Consider the following 22,997-nt stretch of genomic DNA (forward strand, 5'->3'; position numbering starts at 1 on the left):
CGGTGGCAAACGGCGGATTGATGCTTAGTCTTTCATAACAGCGCAGGCATAGGGAGCCCACATGAGCGAAGAGCAGATACTACTTAGCGTCGGCGGCATCGGCGCCGCTGCACTGGCCTGCCAGTGGCTGGCCTGGCGCCTGAAGCTACCGGCGATTCTGTTTCTGCTGCTGACCGGGATCATTGCCGGCCCGGCATTGGGCTGGCTCGACCCCGAGGCGTTGTTCGGCCCGCTGCTGATGCCGCTGGTGTCGCTGGCAGTGGCGCTGATCCTGTTCGAGGGCAGCCTCACCCTGCACCTGTCGCAGTGGCGCGAAATCGGCAGCGTGGTGCATCGCCTGGTCACCGTGGGCGCGCTGGTCACCTGGCTGGTCATCGCCCTGGCGACCCACTGGCTGCTGGGGTTCGACTGGCCGCTGGCGATTCTGTTCGGCACCTTGACCCTTGTGACTGGCCCCACTGTGATCGTGCCGATGCTGCGCGTGGTGCGGCCAAAGTCGACCATCGCCAACATCCTGCGCTGGGAAGGGATCATGATCGACCCCATCGGTGCGCTGCTGGCCGTGGTGGTGTACAGCTTCATCATCGCCAGTGCAGACGGCAATGGCCTGTTCCAGAGCCTCACCACCTTCGCGGGGGTTATTTTCTGCGGTAGCGCCCTGGGTGCGGCCGGGGGTTGGCTGCTGGGGCAGATCATGCGCGAGCAATGGCTGCCGGAATACCTGCACAACCTCGCATCCCTGGCAGCGGTGCTGGGTATTTTCATCGCCGCCAACCAGATCGTGCATGAGTCCGGGCTACTGGCGGTAACCGTGATGGGCATGTGGCTGGCCAACATGCGCGGGGTGGATGTGCGGCAGATCCTGCACTTCAAGGAGAACCTCAGCGTACTGCTGATTTCCGGCCTGTTCATCCTGCTGGCTGCGCGCCTTGACCTGCATGCCCTGCTGGGCCTCGGCCCGGCGGTACTGGCGTTGTTGCTGGTGATCCAGCTGCTGGCACGCCCGCTGAACGTGTGGCTGGCCACACTGGGCTCACCGCTCAGTTGGCGGGAACGGGCACTGCTGGCCTGGATTGCCCCACGCGGCATCGTTGCCGCCGCCGTTTCAGCGATTTTCGCCATCCGCCTGCATCAGGCCGGGCACCCGGACGCCTTGCTGCTGGTGCCGCTGACCTTCGCCGTGATCATCGGCACGGTGGTACTGCAAAGCGCCACGGCCAGGCCGCTGGCACGCCTGCTCAAGGTCGCCGAGCCGGCGCCCAGTGGTTTTCTGGTAGTCGGTGCCAACGAGCCGGCCCGGGCCATCGCCAAAGCCCTGCAGCAATTGGGCTGTCGGGTTTTGCTGACAGACTCCAGCTGGGAAAACATTCGCGCCGCACGCATGGACGGGCTACCGACCTACTTTGGCAACCCCGCCTCGCAGCATGCCGACGCGCACCTGGACCTGGTCGGCCTCGGGCACTTGCTGGGGCTGTCTCCCGCTGGCGAAATCAACGCCCTGGCCTGCGCAAGGTTCCGCCATGACTTCGGTAACGGTCGGCTGTTCGTGCTGGCCAGCGGCCTGGAGAAGCAACGCAGCGACAAGCACCGAGCTGCCGAAGAGCATCGGGGGCATCTACTGGGGGCCAGCCCAATGACCTATCTGCAACTGGCCAACCGGCTGCATCAGGGCGCCGAACTGTACAGCACCAACCTGACCGAAAGCTTTGGCTGGGATGCCTACCAGGCACTGCATGGCGAGCGTGCGCACGTGCTGTTCGCGCGCGACGGGCATGGCTGGGTACATGTAGCCAGCCCCGACAACCCGCTACAGCCGCAACCGGGATGGACCCTGGTGGCGCTGATCGAGCCAGCCCCGGAGCCCTGACACTCAGGCGCCCGGGAGCACCGGCACCGGGCGCTTGTCCTCGTCAATGGCGACAAAGCTGAACACGCCGTGAATGGCCCGTTCGCGGCCGTCCAGGTACATGTTCTCGACAAACACGTCCACCTGCACCTGCAAGCTGGTATTACCCACCTTGATCACCGAGCCGACCAGTTCGACGATCGAGCCCGCCGGAATCGGGTGCTTGAAGTCGATGCGATCGGTGGACACGGTCACCAGCGGCAGGCGGCAAAAGCGCGTGGCGGCGATGAACGACACTTCGTCCATCCAGGCCAGGGCGGTGCCGCCGAACAGGGTGTTGTGGTGGTTGGTGGTGTTGGGGAACACCGCCTTGGTCACGCGAGTCACCGACAGCTCGGTACGGCGCTGGATTTCCTGGTCTCGGGTAGTCATGGCATTCACATCTTTGAAAGGTTCAAAACGCAAAAAAGCAGCCCGAAGGCTGCTTTTTTCTCGCTAGGCGGCCTCGGCCACCGGGCAAACTGTACTCAGGACAGTTTTTCCTTGATGCGAGCGGCTTTGCCGGACAGGTCGCGCAGGTAGTACAGCTTGGCTTTACGCACGTCACCACGACGTTTCACGGCCAGGCTGTCGATTTGCGGGCTGTAGGTCTGGAAGGTACGCTCTACGCCAACGCCGCTGGAGATCTTGCGCACGGTGAAGGCGCTGTTCAGACCGCGGTTACGCTTGGCGATAACAACGCCTTCGAACGCCTGCAGACGGGAACGCTCACCTTCCTTCACTTTAACCTGAACGACAACGGTGTCGCCTGGTGCGAAGGTCGGGATTTCCTTGCTCATCTGCTCGGCTTCGAGCTGCTGGATGATCTTGTTGGTCATGCTGTGCTCCTAAGATGGATACGCGATCCACCATCGATACGTTTAACTATCGTCCCGCTCGCGGAGGTATTCCTCGAGCAGCTTCTTCTCTTCTCCAGAAAGCGAGCGACTTTCCAGAAGATCGGCGCGTCGTTCGAAGGTCCTACCAAGGGACTGCTTCATCCTCCAACGCCGGATATGTGCATGGTTGCCACTTAGCAACACGTCGGGAACACGCTGATCCGCATACACCTCAGGTCGGGTGTAGTGCGGGCAATCCAGCAGACCGTCGGTGAAGGAATCTTCTTCCGCCGAGTCCACATGCCCTAAAGCTCCGGGCAGCAGCCGTGTAACCGCATCGATCAGTACCATGGCCGGCAGCTCGCCACCGGAAAGCACATAGTCCCCAATCGACCACTCCTCATCGACATGAGCCTCGATAAAGCGCTCGTCGATGCCTTCATAACGACCGGCGATCAGGATCAACGATTCCTGTTCGGCCAGGCCTTTGACCGCCTGCTGAGTCAGCTTGCGGCCTTGTGGCGAAAGGTAGATCACCTTTGCCGTTGCTCCGGTCGCTTGCCTGGCGCTAACCAGGGCGTCTTCCAGAGGCTTGATTTTCATCACCATGCCCGGACCACCGCCAAACGGCCGATCATCTACCGTGTGGTGACGATCTGTGGTGTAGTCCCGCGGGTTCCAGCAAGTCACCTGAAGCAACCCCTGTTTCACCGCGCGGCTGGTAATGCCGTACTCCGTGATGGCCGAGAACATCTCGGGGAACAACGTGATGACGTCTACGCGAAGGTTACCCATCGTTTAGAAGTCCGCGTCCCATTCAACCCGCATCACGCCTGCTTCCAGGTCGATGTTGAGCACGCATTGCGCCGTATAGGGCAACAGACGCTCGCGATCATCCAGGCTGCCTGCGCAGGGCTTGACCACCATTACATCGTTCGCACCGGTCTCCAACAGGTGATCGACCTTGCCGAACAGCTGTTCGTCCTGGTTGATGACCTTCAGGCCTTCCAACTGGTACCAGTAGTACTCGTCGGCAGCCAGGTTGGGCAAAAGGCTCCGCGAAATGCAGATTTCATAACCGCTCAGAAGACGGGCTTCATCGCGATCGTCGAGGCCTTTCAGCTTCACGACCAGGCCCTTTTGGGAGCCACGACCGTTGACCAGCTCGACCTGCTTTACCTTGCCTTCGTGCCGAAGCGTCCAGCGCGGATAATCCAACAGGTTTTCAATCGGATCGGTAAAGGAATACACCTTCACCTCGCCGCGAACGCCGTGAACCGAAAAAATCTTGCCGACGACGATGAGGTCATCAGCCTTTTCTGGCGTCGCGTTCATACTGTTCAGGCAGCGGCCTTGGCAGCGTCCTTCAGCAGCTGAGCAACGCGCTCAGACGGCTGTGCGCCCTGGCTCAGCCAGTAGGTGACGCGCTCTTGGTTGACCGACAGCTTGACTTCGGCGCCCGATGCGATCGGGTTGAAGAAGCCAACGCGCTCAACGAAACGGCCGTCACGGGCGTTACGCGAGTTGGTCACGGTCAGGTGGTAGAATGGGCGCTTTTTCGAGCCGCCACGGGCCAGACGAATGGTTACCATGTGAACATCGTTCCTATAGTCGGTGTTGCAGTTTGTACTGCAAATCTGAATGCCAAATAGGCACACGGGTGCCCAAAAGGCCGCATATTCTCGGGGAATACACGGACATTTGCAAATGACTTTTTCGGCAAGGCCCTGCCCCACCGTCCAGATTTGCCGGTTGCGCCGCGAAATCCGCGGCCGTTGCCCCGCCAAGGCGGGGGTTCTGGGCGCCTGCCCGATAAACGGCAGACACCCGGAATAGGTGTTACAGCTTCGGCATGCCGCCGCCAGGCAGCATACCGCCCAGGCCGCGCATCATCTTGGCCATGCCGCCTTTGGCAGAGAATTTCTTCATCATCTTCTGCATCTGCTTGTGCTGCTTGATCAGCCGGCCGATGTCCTGCACCTGGGTACCGGAACCCAGGGCGATACGGCGCTTGCGCGAACCGCTGATCAGGTCAGGGTCGCGGCGCTCGGCCGGGGTCATGGAGTTGATGATCGCTTCCATCTGCTTGAACTGCTTCTCGGCGGCGCCTTGTGCGTTACCCATCTGCGACAGGTTGACCCCGCCAATGCTCGGCAGCTTGTCCATCAGGCCGCCCAGGCCGCCCATGTTCTTCATTTGTTGCAGCTGGTCACGGAAGTCTTCGAGGTCGAAGCCCTTACCCTTCTTCAGCTTTTTGGCCAGCTTGTCGGCCTTGGCCTTGTCGATGGTCTGCTCGGCCTGCTCGATCAGGCTGAGCACGTCACCCATGCCGAGGATGCGCGAAGCAACACGGTCGGGGTGGAACGGCTCAAGGGCTTCGGTCTTCTCGCCCATACCGATGAACTTGATCGGCTTGCCGGTAATGGCACGCACCGACAGCGCAGCACCGCCACGGGCATCACCGTCGACCTTGGTCAGCACAACACCGGTCAGCGGCAGGGCCTCGCCAAACGCCTTGGCGGTGTTGGCAGCATCCTGGCCGGTCATGGCGTCGACCACGAACAGGGTCTCGATCGGCTTGACCGCAGCGTGCAGCGCCTTGATCTCGTCCATCATGTCGGCGTCGATGTGCAGACGGCCGGCGGTGTCGACGATGACCACGTCGATGAACTTCAGCTTGGCTTCGCGGATGGCTGCTTCGGCAATGGCCACCGGCTTCTGGCTGATGTCGGACGGGAAGAAGGTGACGCCGATGTCGTTGGCCAGGGTTTCCAGCTGCTTGATCGCCGCCGGGCGGTAAACGTCGGCGGACACCACCATCACGCTCTTTTTCTTGCGCTCTTTAAGGAAGCGCGCCAGCTTGCCGGCGGTGGTGGTCTTACCGGCGCCCTGCAGGCCGGCCATCAGCACGACGGCTGGCGGGGCGGCGTTCAGCGCGAGGTCTTCGTTGGCCGCGCCCATCAGGCTTTCCAGCTCGGCCTGGACGATCTTCACGAACGCCTGGCCCGGGGTGAGGCTGCGCGACACTTCGGTGCCGACCGCACGCTCCTTGACGCTGTTGACGAAATCCTTGACCACCGGCAGGGCAACGTCGGCCTCAAGCAGGGCCATGCGCACTTCGCGCAGCGTGTCCTTGATGTTGTCTTCGGTCAGCTTGGCCTTGCCGGTGACATGGCGCAGCGTCTGTGACAGGCGGTCGGTCAGGTTTTCGAACATGGTGATCCTTTCAGGCCCAGTAAAAGCCGAGGTTTGTCAGGCGCCCAGGGGGGAAATACACACCCGCCGGGCACAGCAAGGCGGCGATTATAGCGAAGTGCGGCGGCGGCGCACACCTTGGGAGATGGTCGGTGGCATTACTGGCCTCTTCGCGGGCTCGCCCGCTCCCACAGGATCTTCACCACTTTCAGAGCCAGTGCAGGACCTGTAGGAGCGGGCGTGCCCGCGAATGCCCTGACACAAGCCTTCAGTCTTCCTAGAGCAGCGGAATCTATGCCAAACTCCGTCTCTTTAAGGCTCGCCAACCAGGACTTATGGTCTCCTCACCCAGCCTCATCCCCAACCTGATCGCCGCCGGCCTCTATATAGCAGCGGCCATCTACCAGGGCACGCACCTCGCCCAGGGCCGCAAGGCCGACAAGCGTCTGCCTGGCCTGCTGGGTGCCTTCGCGGTGCTGGCCCAGGCCGGTGCACTGTTCTTCCAGCTGATCACCCCGCTGGGCCTGAGCCTGGACTTCTTCAGTGCCGCCAGCCTGATCGCCGTAGCCGTCATTGCCCTGACCCTGCTGGCCTGCCTGCGCATCCCGGTGGAAAACCTGCTGGTGCTGCTGTTCCCGCTGGGTGCGGTAACCGCGCTGCTGGCCCAGTTCGCGCCACCCGGCACGGTGCCGCTGATCAACGAAGAACCCGGCATCCTCGCGCACATCCTGCTGTCGATCCTGGCCTACGGGCTGTTCACCATCGCAGTGTTCCAGTCGCTGCTGTTGCTGCTGCAGGACCGCCAGCTGAAGAACAAGCACCCGTCCGGACTGATCCGCAACTTCCCGCCCCTGCAAACCATGGAAAGCCTGCTGTTCGGCTTCCTCTGGGCCGGCTGGTGCCTGTTGTCGCTGTCGCTGATCTCTGGCTGGCTGTTCCTCGACAACCTGTTCGCCCAGCATCTGGTGCACAAGACCTTGCTGGCCTGTGTCGCCTGGGTGGTGTTCAGCGTACTGCTGTGGGGCCGCACCCGCCTCGGCTGGCGTGGCCACAAGGCTATCCGCTGGACGCTGGCCGGTTTCTGCCTGCTGATGCTGGCCTACTTCGGCAGCAAGCTGGTTCGCGAATTCATCCTGCATATCTGACGGCCGCCCATGGACACCCTGCCGTACGCACCGCTATTCGGCACCCTCGCACTGGCCCTGTTGTGGTCAGCGCTGTTCACTGCCGTGGATGCCGCCCGCCTGCAGCTCAATGGCTCGCTGCGCCCCCACGAAGACGACACGCTCGCCCTGCCGGCCCAGGCCCTGGTGCTGTGCGCCAGCCTTGGCAAGCTGCTGGTGCTAGGCCTGGCCTGCCTGCTGGGCCAGCGTCATAGCGGCGAGCACGGCTTCTGGCTGGCGGGGTTGGCCGCTACCTTCACCTTGCTGGTATTTGCCGAGTACCTGCCACGGCGCCTGGCCCGGCGCAACCCGCAGGCGTTCGTCAGCCTGGGTGCCAGCCTGCTGAAAGTGCCCCTCGCCCTGCTGCAGCCGCTGGCCTGCCTGCTGGACGGCTTCGCCAAACTGCTGCTGCGCCCGTTCCGCGTGCAACCAACCGCAGTGGCCCTGCACCCGCAGGAAGCCGATGATTTCGACGAAGACGAAGAACACGAAACACCTCGCCACGGGCTGCTCGACGGCCTGCAATCGCTGGACAAGATCACCGTCAACGACATCCTGGTGCCGCGCAATGAAGTGGACGGCATCAACCTCGACGAGCCGATCGAGCGCATCATCGAGCAGCTGATCGTCAGCCGCCACACCCGCCTGCCGGTCTACCACAACGACATCAACCAGGTTGAGGCGATCCTCAACACCAAGCTGATCAGCCACCTGCTACCCAAGGCCGAACTGACCCTGGAGGCGCTGCACAGCGCCTGCTACGAACCCTATTTCGTGCCGGAAAGCACGCCGCTGCAAATGCAGCTGCTGAACTTTCACAAGCAACAGCGCCGGCTGGGCGTGGTGGTGGATGAGTACGGCGAGGTGCTGGGCATTGTCACCCTGGAAGACATCCTCGAAGAGATCGTCGGCGAGTTCGAGGACGAGCAAAGCCTGGACAACCCCCATGTACACCCGCAGCCCGATGGCACGTTCGTCATCGATGGCACCGCTTCTCTACGCGAAATCAACCGTACCCTGGGCTGGCACCTGCCCTGCGACGGCGGGCCGAAAACCCTCAACGGGCTGGTGACCGAAGCGCTGGAGAGCATCCCGGAAAGCGCCGTTTGCCTGAAGATCGGCCGCTATCGCCTGGAAATCCTCGAAACAGAGGACAATTGTGCCAGCAAGGTACTGGTGTGGACCGTGACCCGATAGCTATACTCGGGTCACGCTTACCCAGCCCCGCCGTCCCGCCTGCTACCCGCACCCGGCGCTACACGGCCAGTCCGCTCCACTGACACGCCCTGCGGTCCTGCTTCAACACCCCGAACAGAGCCCGCCCCGCCCCTATCCCCCTTGGGCTATCGTCAGTCGGGCGCACACAACAACAAAACGCTCCGGCGTCCGCGCATCTGTGCCTGCCCTTTTGCATTGCACATCGTCGCGGGCAAAGCCCATGGAGCCGGACCAGACTGTTAGGGACCTACTTAATGACAACCAGCAGCACCTATGCCGAAGCGCCTGCCGCGCCGGTCAACTCGCCGGCACGGGTGGCCACTGCCAGCTTTATCGGCACCGCCATCGAGTTCTACGACTTTTACGTTTACGCCACCGCCGCTGCCCTGGTGATCGGCCCGGTGTTCTTCCCGTCGGGGTCGGGCACTGCGCAGATGCTGGCGGCGTTCCTCACCTTTGGTATTGCCTTCCTTGCCCGCCCATTGGGCTCGGCGCTGTTCGGCCATTTCGGCGACCGCATCGGCCGTAAATCAACCTTGGTCGCCTCGCTGCTGCTGATGGGTGTGTCCACCACGGCCATTGGCGTGCTGCCAGGCTATGACAGCATTGGCGTGTGGGCGCCGATCATCCTCTGCCTGCTGCGCTTTGGCCAAGGCCTGGGCCTGGGCGGCGAATGGGGTGGCGCGGCGCTGCTGGCCACCGAGAACGCCCCGGCAGGCAAACGCGCCTGGTTCGGCATGTTCCCGCAACTTGGGCCGTCGATCGGCTTTTTGGCTGCCAACGGCCTGTTCCTGACCCTGGCCCTGGTGCTCAGCGACGAGCAGTTCCGTGAGTGGGGCTGGCGCATTCCGTTCCTGCTCAGCGCCGCGCTGGTGCTGGTGGGGCTCTATGTGCGCCTGAAGCTTGAAGAAAGCCCGGTATTCGCCAAGGCCGTTGCCCGTCACGAGCGGGTGAAAATGCCGGTAGTCGACCTGTTTTCCAAGTACTGGGTGCCAACCCTGCTGGGCGCTGCGGCCATGGTGGTGTGCTACGCGCTGTTCTACATCTCTACAGTGTTCTCGCTGAGCTATGGCGTGACCACACTGGGCTACAGCCGCGAGACGTTCCTTGGCCTGCTGTGCTTCGCGGTGGTGTTCATGGCCTTGGCCACACCGCTGTCGGCCTGGCTCAGCGACCGTTACGGGCGCAAGCCGGTGCTGATCGTCGGTGGCCTGCTGGCGGTGGCTTCGGGCTTTACCATGGAACCGCTGCTGACCTCGGGCTCGACCACCGGTGTGGCGCTGTTCCTGGCCATCGAGCTGTTCCTGATGGGCGTGACCTTTGCGCCGATGGGGGCACTGCTGCCTGAACTGTTCCCGACCCACGTGCGTTATACCGGCGCTTCGGCGGCGTATAACCTGGGCGGGATTGTCGGGGCTTCGGCGGCACCGTTCTTTGCCCAGAAGCTGGTGAGCATGGGTGGGTTGAGCTGGGTGGGGGGTTATGTATCGGCGGCGGCGGTGATCAGCCTGATTGCCGTGTTGTGCCTGAAAGAGACCCGCAATACCGAACTTTGAGAAAGCCGGGGCTGCTTTGCAGCCCATCGCCGGCAAGCCAGCTCCCACAGGGACCACACAGCCCTCGAACCTTGTGAAGACCCTGTGGGAGCTGGCTTGCCGGCGATGGGCCGCAACGCGGCCCCTTACGGTCTCAGATCAGAACTCGACCTTGACCGTCTGCGATGCACGGGTCGCCTTGGCCCGCGCCAGCTCGACCGACTCATCACGCGCCAGGCACACGCCCATGCGGCGGGTGCCGTTGATTTCTGGCTTGCCGAACAGACGAATGGCGGTATCCGGCTCGCTCAGCGCTGCGCCCAGGTTGGCGAAGCTGGTCTGCTGCGACTGCCCTTCCGGCAGGATCACCGCCGAGGCCGACGGGCCAAACTGGCGCACCACCGGAATCGGCAGGCCGAGAATGGCACGGGCATGCAGGGCAAACTGCGACAGGTCCTGGGAAATCAGGGTGACCAGACCTGTGTCATGCGGGCGTGGCGACACTTCGCTGAACCACACCTGGTCGCCCTTCACGAACAGCTCAACGCCAAACAGGCCGCGACCACCCAACGCATCGGTGACCGCCTTGGCCACGCGTTGCGATTCGGCCAGCGCTTTCGGGCTCATGGCCTGCGGCTGCCACGATTCCTGATAATCGCCCTTCTCCTGGCGATGACCAACCGGCTCCAGGAACGTGGTACCCCCCACATGGCGCACGGTCAGCAGGGTAATTTCGTATTCGAAGTCGATAAAGCCCTCGACGATCACCCGGCCCTTGCCAGCGCGGCCGCCTTCCTGGGCGTAGTCCCACGCTTTCTGCAAGTCGGCATCGCTGCGCAGCAGGCTCTGGCCCTTGCCCGACGAACTCATTACTGGCTTGACCACGCACGGGTAGCCGACATCGGCCACGCCCTTGGCGAAGTCTTCATAGGTGTCGGCGAAGTGGTAGGGCGAGGTTGGCAGCTCCAGCTCTTCGGCGGCGAGGCGACGAATGCCTTCGCGGTTCATGGTGAGCTGGGTGGCACGGGCAGTCGGCACCACGTTGAAGCCTTCGTTCTCCAGCTCGACCAGGGTGGCGGTGGCGATGGCTTCGATTTCCGGAACGATGTAGTGCGGTTTTTCGGCTTCGATCACGGCCCGCAGGGCCACGCCATCGAGCATGTTGACCACGTGGCTGCGGTGCGCCACCTGCATGGCCGGGGCATTGGCGTAGCGGTCGACGGCGATCACTTCGACGCCCAGGCGCTGCAGCTCGATCACCACTTCCTTGCCCAGCTCGCCACAGCCGCACAGCAGTACACGGGTCGCGGTGGGCGACAAGGGGGTTCCGATACGGGTCATTTCAGGTCCTCGAAGGCATCCGGGGCCGCACCAGGCTTGGTACTGCCCGCTGAAAAAGGACCGCTATTCTACACCATCAGCCCGCAACGGCGGCCCGCCGGGCGCGAAATGCCATGGCCAGCCACACGGCGGTGACACCGGCAAACTTCGAGGCCATGGCGGTACCGACTATCGCAGGCGTCAGGGCGCCGATCATGCCGAAGAAGATGAAGGTATCCACCGGAATGCTCAGTGCCGAGCTCAGCCACAGACGGTCGCGCAGCGGCCGGCGGGTGATGCTGAACACCAGCCAGTCGATCAGCTCGGAAATGAAGAACGCGGTGGCACTGGCCAAGGCGATGGCCGGCTCCGAGGTGACGTAGGACAGCACCAGGGCCACCAGCATGGCCACCAGGGCGCCGTGGCCGAAGCGGGTCTGCACCATGTCGCGCAGGATGAACACCAGGCCGCCCCAGGCGGACCAGATGATGTCCAGGTGCGGGGCGCTAGAGAAGGCGTAGTTGATCAGCACTACGCTGCTGATGTAGGCAATCAGATAGAACATGGCGAGTCGTCTGTGGGCAAGCCCTACAGATTACCGCTGGCTTCTTCGACAGGCAACGGCACTCCCTGTAGGAGCCTAGAGGATGAGGCCGGCGGCTACTGCCCGTTCATGGCACAGCCTCAACACCGCCCGCCGCTCTTCATTGTCCATCCGCCCCCAGCGGCCAATCTCCGCCACGGTACGCTGGCACCCGGTGCAGATATCCTGCTCGTCGAGCGCACAAATGCTCACGCACGGCGAGGCTACCGGCCGCTCTCCAACATCACTCATCATCAACCACCAGTTCCTGCGCATAACGCCGGGCATTATGCACATAGTGCGCGGCGCTGGCTTCGAGCATGCGCTTCTGCTGCTCGGTCAACTCACGTACCACCTTGCCCGGCGAGCCCATCACCAGCGACCCATCGGGGATTTCCTTGCCCTCGGCGATCAGTGCATTGGCGCCGATGATGCAGTGCTTGCCGATACGCGCGCCGTTGAGGATCACCGCATTGATACCGACCAGGCTGTAGTCGTCCACCGTGCAGCCATGCAGCATGGCATTGTGGCCAACGGTCACGCCCTTGCCCAAGGTCAGCGGCGAGCCCATGTCGGTGTGCATCACCGTGCCATCCTGCACGTTGCTGCCCTCGCCAATGTCGATCAGCTCGTTATCCCCGCGCAGTACCGCGCCAAACCATACGCTGGCATCGGCCTGCAGGCGCACGTTGCCAATCAGTGTGGCGTTGGGTGCAGCCCAACTGGTGGGGTGGCTCTCGACCCGCAGGTCGCCCAGGCGGTATTTCATGCTTGCTCCTCAGGCTGGAACGCAGACGGCGGGGTTGGCCCCGCTCAGTTTTCGATGTAACGCTCAGGGGGCTGGTGCAGGCTGATGCCGGCATCGAACAACACGTTGACCAGTTCCACGATCATGATCGCCGACAACCCCCAGATCTTGTATTCGCCATAGCGGTAGCTGGGCACATACCAGCTGCGCCCCTGGTAATCGATACGGTGGGTATGGTCGCGTGGGTCCTGGCGGAAGAATTCCAGCGGCACGGTGAATACTGCCGCGATTTCGGCGTCGTTGGCGCGGTATTCGACGAAGTCGGGAATAACCCCGACGAATGGCGTCACTTTAAGGCCATGCAGCGAAATCAGCGGGCTGAGCGGGCCGATCACTTCCACCAGCCCCGGCGGCAGGCCGATTTCTTCTTCGGCTTCACGGAGCGCGGTGAACACCAGGTCCGGGTCTTCCGGGTCGCGGCGGCCACCGGGAAAGGCCACTTCTCCACCATGTGTGGACAGGCCCTTGGCGCGCAAGGTAAGGACCAGTTCGGGCGCTTCGCTGCGGGTAATGGGCAAAAGAACCGCCGCTTCAGGGAACCGCCGGTCGGTTTCCAATGATGCGGGTTGGTGGTTGCTCATTCGGCGAAGTAGCTCGTCCAGCATTGCGCACACTCGTATCCAAGGCCTGCCTTGCATGATGCACCAAAGCCGCGAAGCACCCAAGCCCCTGCGCTTGCGGCGGCCTTGCCGACACGCCAAGATAGCCCCAGGCAAAAGGACCTACACATGAAATTCTGCAGCGCGTGCGGCCAGCCAGTCATACAGCGGATCCCCGAAGGCGACAGCCGCCTGCGGTATGTCTGCGAGTCTTGCCAGACCATCCACTACCAGAACCCCAACATCGTTGCTGGCGTGTTGCCCACCTGGGGCAGCCAGGTGCTGCTGTGCCGGCGCGCCATCGAGCCACGCCGGGGTTACTGGACCTTGCCCGCCGGCTTCATGGAGAACGGCGAAACCCTCGACCAGGCCGCCCGTCGCGAAACGGTCGAGGAAGCCTGCGCCCGGGTCGGGTCGATGAGCCTGTACCAACTGTTCGATTTGCCGCACATCAACCAGGTGCATGTGTTCTTCCGCGCCGAGCTGGCGGACCTTGCCTTTGATGTGGGTGTCGAAAGCCTTGAGGTGCGCTTGTTCGAAGAACATGAGATACCGTGGGGCGAGCTGGCTTTCCGCACCGTCACGCGCACACTAGAATGCTACTATCGCGACCGCATCGGGCAGCACTACCCCATTGGCCATGAGTACCTGCCGCCGATGAACGTCTCGACCACGACCTCTACATAGAAAAAGCCTTCAGGGATACCGTTACATGCGTTGGTTGCTTGCCCTTTTCTGCCTTTGCGTTACCTCGGTGTCCCAGGCGGCCTTCACCGAGACCATCATCCGCAAGCCCGTACCGGCAGCGCAAACGCCTTCGCCTTCGCAGCAGGCCATGCAACCGCTGATCGACAAGGTGCTGGTGATCAAGTCCGAGCGCCGCCTGCAGCTGATCAGCCGTGGCGAGCCGCTGAAAACCTACCGCATTTCCCTGGGCAAGCAGCCCAAGGGCGCCAAAGAGCGCGAAGGCGACAAGAAAACCCCCGAAGGCCTGTACTGGCTGGACTGGCGCAAGCAAAGCGACCGCTTCAACCTGGCCATGCACATCAATTACCCGAACATCAGCGACGCCGCCCGTGCCACACGCGAAGGGGTGAGTGCCGGCAGCATGATCATGATCCACGGCACGCCGATCAACGACGAATACCCGGAATGGTACTTCCACACCCTGGACTGGACCGATGGCTGCATTGCCATGCGTAACCGTGACATGCAGGAAGTGTGGGACCTGGTGCGGGATGGGACGTTGATCGAGATTCGGCCTTGAGGCCAAAAACAGCTTTTTCAGACAAAGGCGCTTGCTAACTGCCTGGCAGCTTAGTGTTTGAAGTTGCCAGAAAGTCATCAAGAGTGCGCTTGCGATTGGCCACTTGCTCTCTTTCGGCTGCGGAAACATACCGATAGCGCAGAGGCGTTGTGGGCAGCGCTTTCCCCGGAGGCAGATCAAACCTTCTGAGCCAGGCATTGCTGATGAGCTGGGTCATGCGCGTTTCTCCCGCGATGGAACCGTAATGCAGCGCGCCTATATCTTCCACTCGCAGGCTTTTGATCAGCTCATTGACCCTGACATAGTGTTCAGGTTTTTCATTAAAGCCAACCTTCCAGAGTGCAGGCCAGTCCCCGGCACGCAGCAAAGTGCCTTTAGGCAAATACTGAACGCCTATCCTGATGTCATCCAACTTCGCCAATAACGCGTCCTGAGTACCCAGCTTGCTCATCCAGGCGCTGTTGATGTAGGTGTACCAATTCAGGTTGCTATAGCCTGACCGCCAACTTGGGTTGCCCCGAGGCCGTGCGAGATCCAGGCCTTGGTAGGTCATAGCCACTTCATATTCAACGTGTTGGAAATCCTCCCACTGATAAGTATGTTGCACCCCCAGGCCCGCAGCGGCATGCAGGGGTTCAAGCGCGCAGCACATTTCATGCAGCAACGCTTCAAATCGTTCCTTTCTGCCTTGCAGAATCTCCTCCACAGGCAAATAGAAACGGAGGGTAGTAAAGGTGCCATGAACTTCCTCCATCCAACCGGCAGGCGAATAGCCGTCGATCATGTAATCCGGCACGTTGCCATAGCCCTCTACAGACGCCCAGCGAAAAGCCAGCGGCTCGGCGAATCCGTCACCTGCCAAGTAAGCCAGCGTTGCTTTCACGCTGGCTGGGGAGTAGTCATGCGCCAGCATGTCCTCCGCGCCCCTGTATCCCCACTTCAGTTTGTCACCGTGGTGACGACAGAATATTTCCACGGCATCAACGATGCGCTGCCGCCCTTCGGGTGTGTAGGATTTAGTTATCTGAAAGGATGCAACCAGACCCACATTGATGACTACAGACTCCCCATCCAGCTCATCGTAATAGATGAAGTCATTACGATGGGAAGCGAACGCTTTGTTGAACTCATCTTCACTCATTGATATTCACCGAAGCATTTTCCCAAATGACATAATTCTGTGCAGAAGCGGGCATCTGATACACGTTCCAGTCAATCGCAGGGTACTTCTGCGGCTGCGTAACCTCATCGGGTGGATCGGCGAAAGCAGGTGCAGACACAGCTGCTGAAGCGGGTAGAACCTTTCTCGCAACTGCTTCTATAACAGCGCGATAGGGAACGCTTTGACCTGCACTTTTCGCTACAACTGTTCCTGTAGCCACGACTCTGGCTGGTACCACAACGTTGGCAGCAGCGCCTGCCGCTGCAGCAACAAAAGGAGCGGCTAAAACCATTTCAAGGCCAGCAATCGCTCGGCGATTCTGGGCCTCAACCAGCCTGGGGTCGGGTGCGGCCTCCCATTGCGGGCCTTCAACGTGCGGTAACTGGCCGCCCAGAAGCCGACGCGCTTTTTCATGTTCTTCATCAATGCGCCCAACCAGCAGTTTGTTTTTTTCGATGCTCATTCGAGAAGCCAGGCTGGTCACTTGCTGAACAGGCTTGTACACCGGGTCTTTCTCGCTGCCTTTTACCCACTCACGCCACTGCTCCCTGTCTGCACAGTCACAAGTCTCGGTATACAGCACGCGCAGGCCAGCAGGCCCTGCAATGATTTCGTAAGCTTCCTGCTGAGCAGGAGACAACACGTCACCCGGGAATTTCATTTCAATGACAGACTTTAAATTCGCCTGGCTGTACTGAGCTTCACCAGGGTTGTCATAAACCTTCAAACGCAGCACATCGGGAATTCGCAAAAGCCCCTTGACCTTGCCACCCTTAAGGATCCTCACAATTCGTGGGTCAACCTCAACTTTCTTGCCGTCCTCCTCCAAGGTCCACGACAGGGCACTTTCCAACTCCACCTTGTCAAGCAAATCAACTTCCACCAACAATGCCGACACACCGTCCAGAAGCCGGTTCTTCATCAAACTGTATTTTGATAGCGGAAATGTACTTGGCCGAAAAGGTTCATCCTTGCTCATGACCGGGCTTGGCGGCCTGTGGCTCATATTGAATCCGACTTCCCCGCAATAGGGAAAACGGTAGGCAAAATTCTCATTATCAAGGCGAACCCAGGTTGAAACGCGACGCTGATACATGGCACGTTCGCCATCACTCCGAATATAAGGAAAGCGCCGTGCATAGCGGGCTTTCTCGCACAGGTACCACAGGTCTGGCGGGTCGGTGACGGGGACGATTACACCAACAGCAGTGGGTTTTGCAGTGGTCAACGCCCGGCCGTTTCTAGGGCGGCCTGCCATCTTCCTTTCATTCCGTTCTTCCATCTCTACACTCACCTTGATTCAGCGCTTGAAATCGATTTCCAGCCCCTCTACATCGTCATCCCAATAACTGGCTTGCAACGTTAGCGAATTAGACGTATTAGATAATGGAGAAACCTCAAACACTTCATTGAAGCTCGAGTTGAAAGTTAGCGTTCTTCCTGACTCATCCGTCATCGCTCGAAATATTTTCCCGTTAGCCCGTTTGACTTCATAGGGGTGACCGGCCATAGGTAGCCCGGTATCGGGACTAATAAATCGGAAAAATTCCTGAAGAGGCCCAGACGGTGATACACCTTCTCCTACCCAGTGAGCGTTACCGACAGGCTGTGCTTGAACATTGACCCTGCCTTTCAGGTTGATTGCCGTTGCCTCTATCGTTACGCCATTTTCATCAATCAGAATCCGCCCCGTTGGCCCTACCAACGACAGCCGTTGGCCTGCACGCACGGTTATTTCGGTTGAGCGCGACTCGATGGACTCTTCAACGGTCAACTTAAAGCGCCCTGCTACCTCATGGGTTGAATTACCCTCGGTCGAACACACATGATGCCCAACCGTCTTTTCATGACGATCGCCGCCCACATGGCTGGTTGAGTGCTGCCTGGTGATCGTTTCCTGATTACGCCCGGTCACCTGGATACGGTCCTGGGTAATTTCTATTCGCTGGTCGCGCCCAACGACCGTGAGCTCGTCATTCTTCACCTGTTTCGAGCGGTCATGCCCGACTTCAACACGCTCGTCATTCCCCACCCATTCGCAACGGTCATGCCCAACGCGGGTTGTTTCATCATGCTTGACCACATTGTTCTGGTCCTTTTCGGCATGAATGAAAACCTCTTGTTTACCCAGCTCATCCTCGAAACGCAGTTCATTGAAGCCATCGCCCTTGTGGGTCTGGCTCTTGATGGTCATGCGGGTCTTGTGGTCGGGTAGGTCATAGGGCGGCAACTGGTTGCCGCAATAGGTACGCCCGGTAATCATCGGCTGGTCCGGGTCGCCGTTGACGTACTGGATGATCACGTCCTGGCCGATGCGCGGGATGGCCATCGAGCCCCAGCTACCGCCGGCCCAACCTTGGGACACTCGCACCCAGCAAGAACTGTACTCGTTATCCTGGCTCTCACGGTCCCAAGGGAAACTTACTTTGACCCGACCCCACTCATCGCAATAGATCTCTTCACCGGGCGGGCCGACCACGGTGGCCATGTGCGGCCCATCGACCCGAGGCTGCTTCAGCGGGGCGGGGCGCCACTCGGTTCTGCCGGGCACGAGTTGTGCGGTTTGCACGTACCGCGTGCCTTGGTCGGCACCGGCGGCTTCTTCTTGCAGGCTGGTGAACTGGCTGCCTTCATGGGTGACGGTGTTGACCCGCCAATGCGCGTTGAGGTCGTCGCGCGGGTGACCTGCCAGGGTGAAACTGAGCCCCGGCTGCAAGCGCACATCGTCACCTTGTACCTCGGCGATTCGCACATCATGGCGCAGGGCGGTAATGCGATTTTCGGTGAATGGCTTACCTGCCACGTCACGTTTGTAGCGGCCTGGGTAATCGAAGCGTTCGTACTCGCCAGACTGGTGTTCCAGGAAGGGGCCAGACGCTCTGTGCTCCTGGCGGTAGGCCGGGTTGGTGAAGGTGTAGTCACGCTGTACCTGGCGCGCGGTGCGTACCTGCTCGCTGTAGTGCAAGCGGCGCAGGCAGGGGATTGGCTGGTCGCCCCCACTGTCGGACTGGTACAGCACGGTGTCAGGGGTTAAAGGGGTGTCGCCTTGGTCGAAGCCCTCGTCTTCATCCTCAGCCTTGATGGCCCCATGGCTGATAAGCCCCAATGATTGCAGCCGGTCGGTAATGATCAGCTTGTGCAGCTTTTCACTGTGTGCGAAGCGATAGACGAAGCCTTCCTCTGCCGCCAACCGTGCGATGAACGCAAGGTCTGTTTCACCCGCCTGCACACAGAACTCGCGGACCTGATGATCCTTGCTGGCACGCAGTTCGTACTGGGTGATGCCCTGGCGCTTGAGCATCAGCTCAAGTATTTGCGGGACGGATTTCTGCTGAAAAATACGCCAGTTCGAGCGCAGGTTGGCGCGGGCCAGCAGCGGCTCGACCACGGCACGATAACGCGTGCGGCAAAACCCCGTTTCACCTTGGGTGAAGGTACTCACCAGCCCATGCACATGGCGCAGCGGGCCCTCGCGACCCCAGATGGTAAAAAGCGCAGGCTTGTCCAGGACGTGGCCGAAATCAACGGTGTCTTCATAGCTGACCAGTTCCAGGCTCAACTGGAAGGGAGTGCTGACAGCTTCGTCCAGGGTGAAGGAGACCACCTCGAACCCGACCTTGCTGGCAAGGGGCTGAAAACTGAAGCTCAAGTCCGACTGCCTGTACATTGCCTTTTCTTCCCACATGTATGAATGGCAGCAATGGCGGACTACAACGGCTTAGCGCTGCAATCCACGGTTCGCCCGCCTTTGAACCCGCCTGCGGGGCGAAAAGTGAAGGCTGCTCGAAGACTAAGCAGGGAGGGGATTTTTTTAAATGAACCATGCGTTCACTCATTACGCGTGAAGCGTAGGAAGTTACTTACAGCTCAGATTGGCGCCTTGTAGCGCCTCTGGCGTCGAGCGCTGCACGCCTGGCACGGGCTGCTACCACTGCAAGTCGCGTTGCCCTGCCAACGCCTGCGGCCCCAGCCACTGCGCCCCCCGCAACAAAGGCGTCAACGCAGCCTCCGGTTGCAACTCGAATACCAGCTGCGCCCGACGCCCTGGAAGGTCAGCATCCACGGCCAACTGATGTTGCCCCTGCTGCGCCAGTTGACCACGCAGGCGCCAGCCACTGCGGCAGTCCATTTCCAGCCAGCCCTGCCCCAGGCCCAGCGACCAGGGTTCGCTCAGTGCCAGATCACTCACTGTTACGCGGCCCTCGCTGGTCAGGCACTGGCGCCCTACCCCGTTCAGGTGCACTGCGCCCTGCCACTGCCCAGCCAAGCGGTAATCAGCCGCCACCGTAGCCTGGGGCCCCATGGCTGCTGCTTCCAGCCGCCAACGCCAAGGCCAGCCTTCGGCACGCAGCTGCCAGGCTTGCCCTTGGAACCCCAGCTGCGCAGTGGCCTGCATGCGCCAAGGCTCCACCGACCAACGCAATGGCCCGACTGGCCCCAACTGTTGTGCGTGACCTTGCCACAGGCTGCCACGGGCATCCTGCATTGGCAGGCCAAGCCCGCGTGCCAACCAGCTAGCAGGTAGCTCCACCAGCAGTGTCACGGCGAACACGAGCAGCACCCACGCCGCAGCTTTACGGCTCATGGCTGCACCACCAGATCGAAGTGCAACACCTTGCCATCCTGCTCCAGCCCCCATTGCAGCGGCTGTACGCCTTCGGTGCGCAGGACCTGCAACCAGTCCTGCAGCGACCGCTCATCGGCCACCTGCCCGCGCAGGTGCCAGGTTTTGCCTTGCTCATCGACCTCGGCCAGCGCCACCCGCCGCGCCTCGGCCGACTGCTTCAGACGTTCCATGCTCAAGCCAGGCCCCCCCTGCAAACTGGCGGCTTGCTCAGCCAACCCTCGCCACTGGCTGACTTCACGCCATTGCGCCAAGCCCCAGCGCAGCGCCAGGAAGGCCAGCAACACGGCAATCAGCAACCAGGCCAACTTCAGCCGATGACGCTGTATCCAGTCCCGGTTCATGCTGCGGCTCCCAAATCGAAGACCACTTCGCCACCTTGAACCTCAACGGCAGCATCGGCGGCCTTGGCGATTTCCTGCCAGGGTGGCGCTGCGCCGTCGCCTTCCAGGCGCAGCTGCCAGCGCTGGCCATCGAAGCGCACGGCTTGCAGGCGCCAGCCGGGGTGATCCCGCAGCCACGCCTGCAACGTTGCCTGCAGGTCTTCGAGCTGGCGTGTGCGCACTTGCTGTTGCAACCCACTTTCACGCAGGCGCTTGAGGGCCTGAGCGGCATGCCGTGGGCTGGCCTGTTCGCCGGTCACGGCAATGACCTGGGCGCGCCAGAGTTGCGCCTGGCGCCATTGCTGGCTCAACCACAGGCTGCCCCATACTGCCGCCAGTACCAGGCAAGCCGCCAACAGCCGTTGCTGCGGACGCGAAACAACAGGCAATGAAGGTGCCTTGCGGCCACGCTCGAACAAGCCAGGCAGCGAATCGAGGGGCGCCAGCGCGCTTGGCCAGTCGCCACTCAGTGGCACCTTTTGCAGGTGTGCCCAAGGTTGCTGCGGCATTTCTCCCAGTGCATCCGGCCACGCCAGCCAGTGCTCCTGTTCGTCCTCGCCCAACCCTGTGTACAAGGACATGCCGGGTGGGCGCTGCCAGTGCCAGGCAGTGCCTGCTTCTACCGCAGGTAGCAACTGCGGCTCTGCCCAGCAACGCTCCACTTGCAAGCCCCATGCGGCACACTGCCCGCGCCAGCCCTCCAGTTTCTGGCGTGCCACCACCAGCAGACGAAGGTGGCCGGGTTCTCGGGCCAGGCAGGCACAGGCCACTTCGTCCGGCGGTTGCAGCAAGCAGTCCTCAAGCAGCAACGACCACTCTTCACGCTTGAGCCCCGGTGGAGCCGGTACGCGGAAGCAGCTGCACGCCTCGGCAGGCAGAATCAGTGCAACCCGGGCTTGCAGGTTCGCCGGTGGCTCACCCTGCCCTTGGCGCTGCACGACGCCGCTCTCGGTCAGTGCCCAGTGCCAGACAACGCCGGGGCGCAGCAACAACCACGGCTGAGCCGGCGTTCGTCGCCGCCATTCAAATTTCATGAGCGCCCCCACGGGAGGGCGAACGTGCAGACATAGGGTGCTCCATCACGCTGCAATTCCAGGCGCACACCGCGGCCGGGATGCGCGGGCTGGTCGGAAGGCCAGGTCAGCCAGCGGCCGCCCTGGTAATAAAGAACGTTCATCCCGCTGACACGGTCGAGCTGTTCGCGTTGTATCCAGCGCGGGGCGGCGACCGCGTACAGCTCGGCCGAGCTTTCCAGCAACAGGCGTTGGTCGCGGGCCTCGAAGCGCAAGCGTTGGCGCTGCAGGCGCGAGCCGCCCTCGGCCTCTGGCAGGCCGGTGGCAGCGACCCATTGCAACTGATGGCTTGCCGGTTGCCAGTCCAGCCAGCGGCTGGCCAAGGGCAGGCGCTGGTCATAGAGCCGGCGCAGCACCGGGCTGTCGAAGCGGCGCTCCAAGGCCAGGCAGAAGTCCAGCACCGAGGTTTGTTGGGTGGTCACCTGAAGGCGTTCGCGTACCTTGAGCCAGCCGTTGACCAAGGCGGCGAGCATGATGCCGAGCAAGGCTGTCAGGGCCAGGGCCACCATCAGCTCGATCAGGGTCAGGCCGGCCTGGCGGCGCTTCATGGGCGCTCCAGAAACACGGTGTACTGGCCCAGCGGCAGGCGCTGGTCACGGTCGGCGAACAGTTGCAGCTCGCCCCGGCGCAGGTCGCGCACGCCGGTGCGGCGCAGGTGCAGTTGCCAATGGCACGGCTGGCCGCCCTGGCTCAGCTCGCCGTTAGCCTGATTGGCGGCAGGCCAGAACTGCTCGACGGCGAAGCGGGTTTGCAGCTCACGCGCACACAGCAGGCCAAGGCGATGCTGCTGCAGGTTGTCCTGCACAGCCAGGCGCTGACGCAGTACCTGGCTGGTGATCACCGCCAGCACAGCAGCGATCGCCAAGGCTACGGTCACCTCCAGCAAGGTGAAGCCACGCTGACGTTGCTTCATGGCGCCACCTGCAAGCGACCATCGCGGCCCCAGGCCCATTGCTGGCTTCCATCGGCCCAGCGCCAGATCACGCTGCCCGGCTGTGCCCAGCCATGCGGAGTGAACATCAGGCGCGGCTGCGGGCTGGCGGGCCAGTCCGGGTGCAGGCCCTTGGGCCAGTCGCCCACCGCAACGGCTTCGACGACCCAGGCATTCCCCTCGCGCCGCACAAACTCCGGACGCTGGCCATTCCAGCGCAGCCCGCGCAGTTGCCCGGCATGTCGGGCCAACGCGGCCTGCGCTCGGGTTTCGGCCGCCAGGCGCTGCAACACCTGGTCGACATTGGCTTGACCGCTGCCAAGCCCGGCCACCGCCAGGCCCGTCATCAGGCCGGCGATGGCCAGCACCACCAGCAATTCGATCAGGCTGAAGCCCCGCTGACGGCGCACCT

26 protein-coding genes are annotated in these 22,997 nt (G+C 61.8%); 6 read left to right on the forward strand and 20 right to left on the reverse strand.

What is annotated here, in order from left to right; translation table 11 throughout:
• Positions 1-61: 61 nt before the first annotated feature.
• Positions 62-1,867 carry a sodium:proton antiporter gene (locus A0O30_RS13550; RefSeq protein WP_105946857.1) on the forward strand — a complete coding sequence of 602 codons (1,806 nt, stop codon included), beginning with the start codon at positions 62-64 and terminating at the stop codon, positions 1,865-1,867.
• 3 nt (positions 1,868-1,870) lie between these two features.
• On the opposite strand, the gene A0O30_RS13555 is transcribed toward A0O30_RS13550, so the two are convergent.
• The 6 genes from A0O30_RS13555 to ffh all read right to left on the reverse strand — a co-directional run bounded on the left by A0O30_RS13555 (position 1,871) and on the right by ffh (position 5,940).
• Entirely contained in the window at positions 1,871-2,278 is a 408-nt protein-coding gene (locus A0O30_RS13555; protein WP_016501229.1) for an acyl-CoA thioesterase, read from the reverse strand.
• Between the two features lie 95 nt (positions 2,279-2,373).
• On the reverse strand, positions 2,374-2,724 hold the full coding sequence (rplS, locus tag A0O30_RS13560) for a 50S ribosomal protein L19 (RefSeq protein WP_003252148.1): 351 nt from the start codon (positions 2,722-2,724) through the stop codon (positions 2,374-2,376).
• A gap of 42 nt (positions 2,725-2,766) precedes the next feature.
• The gene (gene trmD / locus A0O30_RS13565; protein ID WP_087502637.1) at positions 2,767-3,519 is read right to left on the reverse strand and encodes a tRNA (guanosine(37)-N1)-methyltransferase TrmD; all 753 of its coding nucleotides are present in this window, start codon (positions 3,517-3,519) and stop codon (positions 2,767-2,769) included.
• Positions 3,520-3,522: 3 nt separating this feature from the next.
• Entirely contained in the window at positions 3,523-4,059 is a 537-nt protein-coding gene (gene rimM / locus A0O30_RS13570; RefSeq protein ID WP_060497393.1) for a ribosome maturation factor RimM, read from the reverse strand.
• Positions 4,060-4,064: 5 nt separating this feature from the next.
• Entirely contained in the window at positions 4,065-4,316 is a 252-nt protein-coding gene (gene rpsP / locus A0O30_RS13575; RefSeq protein WP_008094480.1) for a 30S ribosomal protein S16, read from the reverse strand.
• A 247-nt stretch (positions 4,317-4,563) separates the two neighbouring features.
• Positions 4,564-5,940 carry a signal recognition particle protein gene (gene ffh / locus A0O30_RS13580; RefSeq protein WP_012270758.1) on the reverse strand — a complete coding sequence of 459 codons (1,377 nt, stop codon included), beginning with the start codon at positions 5,938-5,940 and terminating at the stop codon, positions 4,564-4,566.
• Between the two features lie 314 nt (positions 5,941-6,254).
• On the opposite strand from ffh, the gene A0O30_RS13590 reads away from it, so the two are divergent.
• The 3 genes from A0O30_RS13590 (at position 6,255) to A0O30_RS13600 (ending at position 9,856) form a co-directional block, all read left to right on the forward strand.
• Complete coding sequence (locus tag A0O30_RS13590) at positions 6,255-7,064, forward strand: inner membrane protein YpjD (RefSeq protein WP_060497395.1); 810 nt, start codon at positions 6,255-6,257, stop codon at positions 7,062-7,064.
• Positions 7,065-7,073: 9 nt separating this feature from the next.
• Positions 7,074-8,279, forward strand: a complete 1,206-nt coding sequence (locus tag A0O30_RS13595; RefSeq protein WP_105946859.1) for a transporter associated domain-containing protein — start codon at positions 7,074-7,076, stop codon at positions 8,277-8,279.
• Positions 8,280-8,554: 275 nt separating this feature from the next.
• Positions 8,555-9,856: an MFS transporter gene (locus A0O30_RS13600; RefSeq protein ID WP_105946860.1), complete on the forward strand. Its 1,302-nt coding sequence runs from the start codon at positions 8,555-8,557 to the stop codon at positions 9,854-9,856.
• Positions 9,857-9,994: 138 nt separating this feature from the next.
• Here the strand turns inward: A0O30_RS13600 and purT are convergent, their stop codons facing one another.
• From purT to A0O30_RS13625, 5 genes are all read right to left on the reverse strand, one after another.
• Positions 9,995-11,176 (reverse strand): formate-dependent phosphoribosylglycinamide formyltransferase, encoded by a 1,182-nt coding sequence (gene purT, locus A0O30_RS13605; RefSeq protein WP_105946861.1) that lies wholly within the window; start codon positions 11,174-11,176, stop codon positions 9,995-9,997.
• 76 nt (positions 11,177-11,252) lie between these two features.
• Positions 11,253-11,720, reverse strand: coding sequence for a VUT family protein (locus A0O30_RS13610; RefSeq protein WP_060497399.1), 468 nt, complete (start codon positions 11,718-11,720; stop codon positions 11,253-11,255).
• Positions 11,721-11,795: 75 nt separating this feature from the next.
• On the reverse strand, positions 11,796-11,993 hold the full coding sequence (locus tag A0O30_RS13615) for a DUF1289 domain-containing protein (RefSeq protein WP_105946862.1): 198 nt from the start codon (positions 11,991-11,993) through the stop codon (positions 11,796-11,798).
• Positions 11,983-12,507 carry a gamma carbonic anhydrase family protein gene (locus A0O30_RS13620; RefSeq protein WP_105946863.1) on the reverse strand — a complete coding sequence of 175 codons (525 nt, stop codon included), beginning with the start codon at positions 12,505-12,507 and terminating at the stop codon, positions 11,983-11,985. Before A0O30_RS13620 ends, A0O30_RS13615 begins: the two co-directional genes overlap by 11 nt.
• A gap of 44 nt (positions 12,508-12,551) precedes the next feature.
• Positions 12,552-13,151: a CoA pyrophosphatase gene (locus A0O30_RS13625; RefSeq protein ID WP_105946864.1), complete on the reverse strand. Its 600-nt coding sequence runs from the start codon at positions 13,149-13,151 to the stop codon at positions 12,552-12,554.
• A gap of 123 nt (positions 13,152-13,274) precedes the next feature.
• Here A0O30_RS13625 and A0O30_RS13630 point away from each other — a divergent pair, with 123 nt between their 5' ends.
• On the forward strand, positions 13,275-13,832 hold the full coding sequence (locus tag A0O30_RS13630) for an NUDIX hydrolase (RefSeq protein ID WP_105946865.1): 558 nt from the start codon (positions 13,275-13,277) through the stop codon (positions 13,830-13,832).
• Between the two features lie 25 nt (positions 13,833-13,857).
• Positions 13,858-14,412, forward strand: a complete 555-nt coding sequence (locus A0O30_RS13635; RefSeq protein ID WP_105946866.1) for a murein L,D-transpeptidase family protein — start codon at positions 13,858-13,860, stop codon at positions 14,410-14,412.
• A 34-nt stretch (positions 14,413-14,446) separates the two neighbouring features.
• Here A0O30_RS13635 and A0O30_RS13640 read toward each other — a convergent pair whose 3' ends face one another.
• The 9 genes from A0O30_RS13640 to gspH all read right to left on the reverse strand — a co-directional run bounded on the left by A0O30_RS13640 (position 14,447) and on the right by gspH (position 22,995).
• Positions 14,447-15,553, reverse strand: a complete 1,107-nt coding sequence (locus tag A0O30_RS13640; protein WP_105946867.1) for a type VI immunity family protein — start codon at positions 15,551-15,553, stop codon at positions 14,447-14,449.
• The gene (locus A0O30_RS13645) at positions 15,546-16,856 is read right to left on the reverse strand and encodes a VRR-NUC domain-containing protein (protein ID WP_146232454.1); all 1,311 of its coding nucleotides are present in this window, start codon (positions 16,854-16,856) and stop codon (positions 15,546-15,548) included. The genes A0O30_RS13640 and A0O30_RS13645 overlap by 8 nt, the downstream gene beginning before the upstream one ends.
• An 18-nt stretch (positions 16,857-16,874) precedes the next feature.
• A complete protein-coding gene (locus tag A0O30_RS13650) occupies positions 16,875-19,241 on the reverse strand; it encodes a type VI secretion system Vgr family protein (RefSeq protein WP_256589677.1) in 2,367 nt (788 codons plus the stop codon).
• A 258-nt stretch (positions 19,242-19,499) separates the two neighbouring features.
• A complete protein-coding gene (locus tag A0O30_RS13655) occupies positions 19,500-20,159 on the reverse strand; it encodes a general secretion pathway protein GspN (RefSeq protein ID WP_105946869.1) in 660 nt (219 codons plus the stop codon).
• The gene (gene gspM, locus A0O30_RS13660; protein ID WP_105946870.1) at positions 20,156-20,542 is read right to left on the reverse strand and encodes a type II secretion system protein GspM; all 387 of its coding nucleotides are present in this window, start codon (positions 20,540-20,542) and stop codon (positions 20,156-20,158) included. Before gspM ends, A0O30_RS13655 begins: the two co-directional genes overlap by 4 nt.
• Complete coding sequence (gene gspL / locus A0O30_RS13665) at positions 20,539-21,615, reverse strand: type II secretion system protein GspL (protein ID WP_105947039.1); 1,077 nt, start codon at positions 21,613-21,615, stop codon at positions 20,539-20,541. Before gspL ends, gspM begins: the two co-directional genes overlap by 4 nt.
• Positions 21,612-22,202, reverse strand: coding sequence for a prepilin-type N-terminal cleavage/methylation domain-containing protein (locus A0O30_RS13670; protein ID WP_105946871.1), 591 nt, complete (start codon positions 22,200-22,202; stop codon positions 21,612-21,614). Before A0O30_RS13670 ends, gspL begins: the two co-directional genes overlap by 4 nt.
• Positions 22,199-22,567 carry a type II secretion system protein GspI gene (locus A0O30_RS13675; RefSeq protein WP_105946872.1) on the reverse strand — a complete coding sequence of 123 codons (369 nt, stop codon included), beginning with the start codon at positions 22,565-22,567 and terminating at the stop codon, positions 22,199-22,201. Before A0O30_RS13675 ends, A0O30_RS13670 begins: the two co-directional genes overlap by 4 nt.
• Complete coding sequence (gspH, locus tag A0O30_RS13680) at positions 22,564-22,995, reverse strand: type II secretion system minor pseudopilin GspH (RefSeq protein WP_105946873.1); 432 nt, start codon at positions 22,993-22,995, stop codon at positions 22,564-22,566. Before gspH ends, A0O30_RS13675 begins: the two co-directional genes overlap by 4 nt.
• Positions 22,996-22,997: the final 2 nt, after the last annotated feature.

The sequence above is a fragment of the Pseudomonas sp. LLC-1 genome (assembly GCF_002992185.1).
Lineage (GTDB): Bacteria > Pseudomonadota > Gammaproteobacteria > Pseudomonadales > Pseudomonadaceae > Aquipseudomonas > Aquipseudomonas monteilii.

What these genes read in the sequence shown, in the direction of transcription:
- A0O30_RS13650 (WP_256589677.1), bottom strand. Translation starts at nt 19,241, where the DNA reads ATGTACAGGCAGTCGGACTTGAGCTTCAGTTTTCAGCCCCTTGCCAGC.
- A0O30_RS13590 (WP_060497395.1), top strand. Translation starts at nt 6,255, where the DNA reads ATGGTCTCCTCACCCAGCCTCATCCCCAACCTGATCGCCGCCGGCCTC.
- trmD (WP_087502637.1), bottom strand. Translation starts at nt 3,519, where the DNA reads ATGGGTAACCTTCGCGTAGACGTCATCACGTTGTTCCCCGAGATGTTC.
- A0O30_RS13555 (WP_016501229.1), bottom strand. Translation starts at nt 2,278, where the DNA reads ATGACTACCCGAGACCAGGAAATCCAGCGCCGTACCGAGCTGTCGGTG.
- A0O30_RS13655 (WP_105946869.1), bottom strand. Translation starts at nt 20,159, where the DNA reads ATGAGCCGTAAAGCTGCGGCGTGGGTGCTGCTCGTGTTCGCCGTGACA.
- A0O30_RS13635 (WP_105946866.1), top strand. Translation starts at nt 13,858, where the DNA reads ATGCGTTGGTTGCTTGCCCTTTTCTGCCTTTGCGTTACCTCGGTGTCC.
- A0O30_RS13670 (WP_105946871.1), bottom strand. Translation starts at nt 22,202, where the DNA reads ATGAAGCGCCGCCAGGCCGGCCTGACCCTGATCGAGCTGATGGTGGCC.
- A0O30_RS13620 (WP_105946863.1), bottom strand. Translation starts at nt 12,507, where the DNA reads ATGAAATACCGCCTGGGCGACCTGCGGGTCGAGAGCCACCCCACCAGT.
- ffh (WP_012270758.1), bottom strand. Translation starts at nt 5,940, where the DNA reads ATGTTCGAAAACCTGACCGACCGCCTGTCACAGACGCTGCGCCATGTC.
- A0O30_RS13550 (WP_105946857.1), top strand. Translation starts at nt 62, where the DNA reads ATGAGCGAAGAGCAGATACTACTTAGCGTCGGCGGCATCGGCGCCGCT.
- gspM (WP_105946870.1), bottom strand. Translation starts at nt 20,542, where the DNA reads ATGAACCGGGACTGGATACAGCGTCATCGGCTGAAGTTGGCCTGGTTG.
- gspL (WP_105947039.1), bottom strand. Translation starts at nt 21,615, where the DNA reads ATGAAATTTGAATGGCGGCGACGAACGCCGGCTCAGCCGTGGTTGTTG.
- rimM (WP_060497393.1), bottom strand. Translation starts at nt 4,059, where the DNA reads ATGAACGCGACGCCAGAAAAGGCTGATGACCTCATCGTCGTCGGCAAG.
- A0O30_RS13600 (WP_105946860.1), top strand. Translation starts at nt 8,555, where the DNA reads ATGACAACCAGCAGCACCTATGCCGAAGCGCCTGCCGCGCCGGTCAAC.
- A0O30_RS13675 (WP_105946872.1), bottom strand. Translation starts at nt 22,567, where the DNA reads ATGAAGCAACGTCAGCGTGGCTTCACCTTGCTGGAGGTGACCGTAGCC.
- rpsP (WP_008094480.1), bottom strand. Translation starts at nt 4,316, where the DNA reads ATGGTAACCATTCGTCTGGCCCGTGGCGGCTCGAAAAAGCGCCCATTC.
- purT (WP_105946861.1), bottom strand. Translation starts at nt 11,176, where the DNA reads ATGACCCGTATCGGAACCCCCTTGTCGCCCACCGCGACCCGTGTACTG.
- A0O30_RS13610 (WP_060497399.1), bottom strand. Translation starts at nt 11,720, where the DNA reads ATGTTCTATCTGATTGCCTACATCAGCAGCGTAGTGCTGATCAACTAC.
- A0O30_RS13630 (WP_105946865.1), top strand. Translation starts at nt 13,275, where the DNA reads ATGAAATTCTGCAGCGCGTGCGGCCAGCCAGTCATACAGCGGATCCCC.
- A0O30_RS13615 (WP_105946862.1), bottom strand. Translation starts at nt 11,993, where the DNA reads ATGATGAGTGATGTTGGAGAGCGGCCGGTAGCCTCGCCGTGCGTGAGC.
- A0O30_RS13625 (WP_105946864.1), bottom strand. Translation starts at nt 13,151, where the DNA reads ATGCTGGACGAGCTACTTCGCCGAATGAGCAACCACCAACCCGCATCA.
- A0O30_RS13645 (WP_146232454.1), bottom strand. Translation starts at nt 16,856, where the DNA reads ATGGAAGAACGGAATGAAAGGAAGATGGCAGGCCGCCCTAGAAACGGC.
- A0O30_RS13595 (WP_105946859.1), top strand. Translation starts at nt 7,074, where the DNA reads ATGGACACCCTGCCGTACGCACCGCTATTCGGCACCCTCGCACTGGCC.
- A0O30_RS13640 (WP_105946867.1), bottom strand. Translation starts at nt 15,553, where the DNA reads ATGAGTGAAGATGAGTTCAACAAAGCGTTCGCTTCCCATCGTAATGAC.
- rplS (WP_003252148.1), bottom strand. Translation starts at nt 2,724, where the DNA reads ATGACCAACAAGATCATCCAGCAGCTCGAAGCCGAGCAGATGAGCAAG.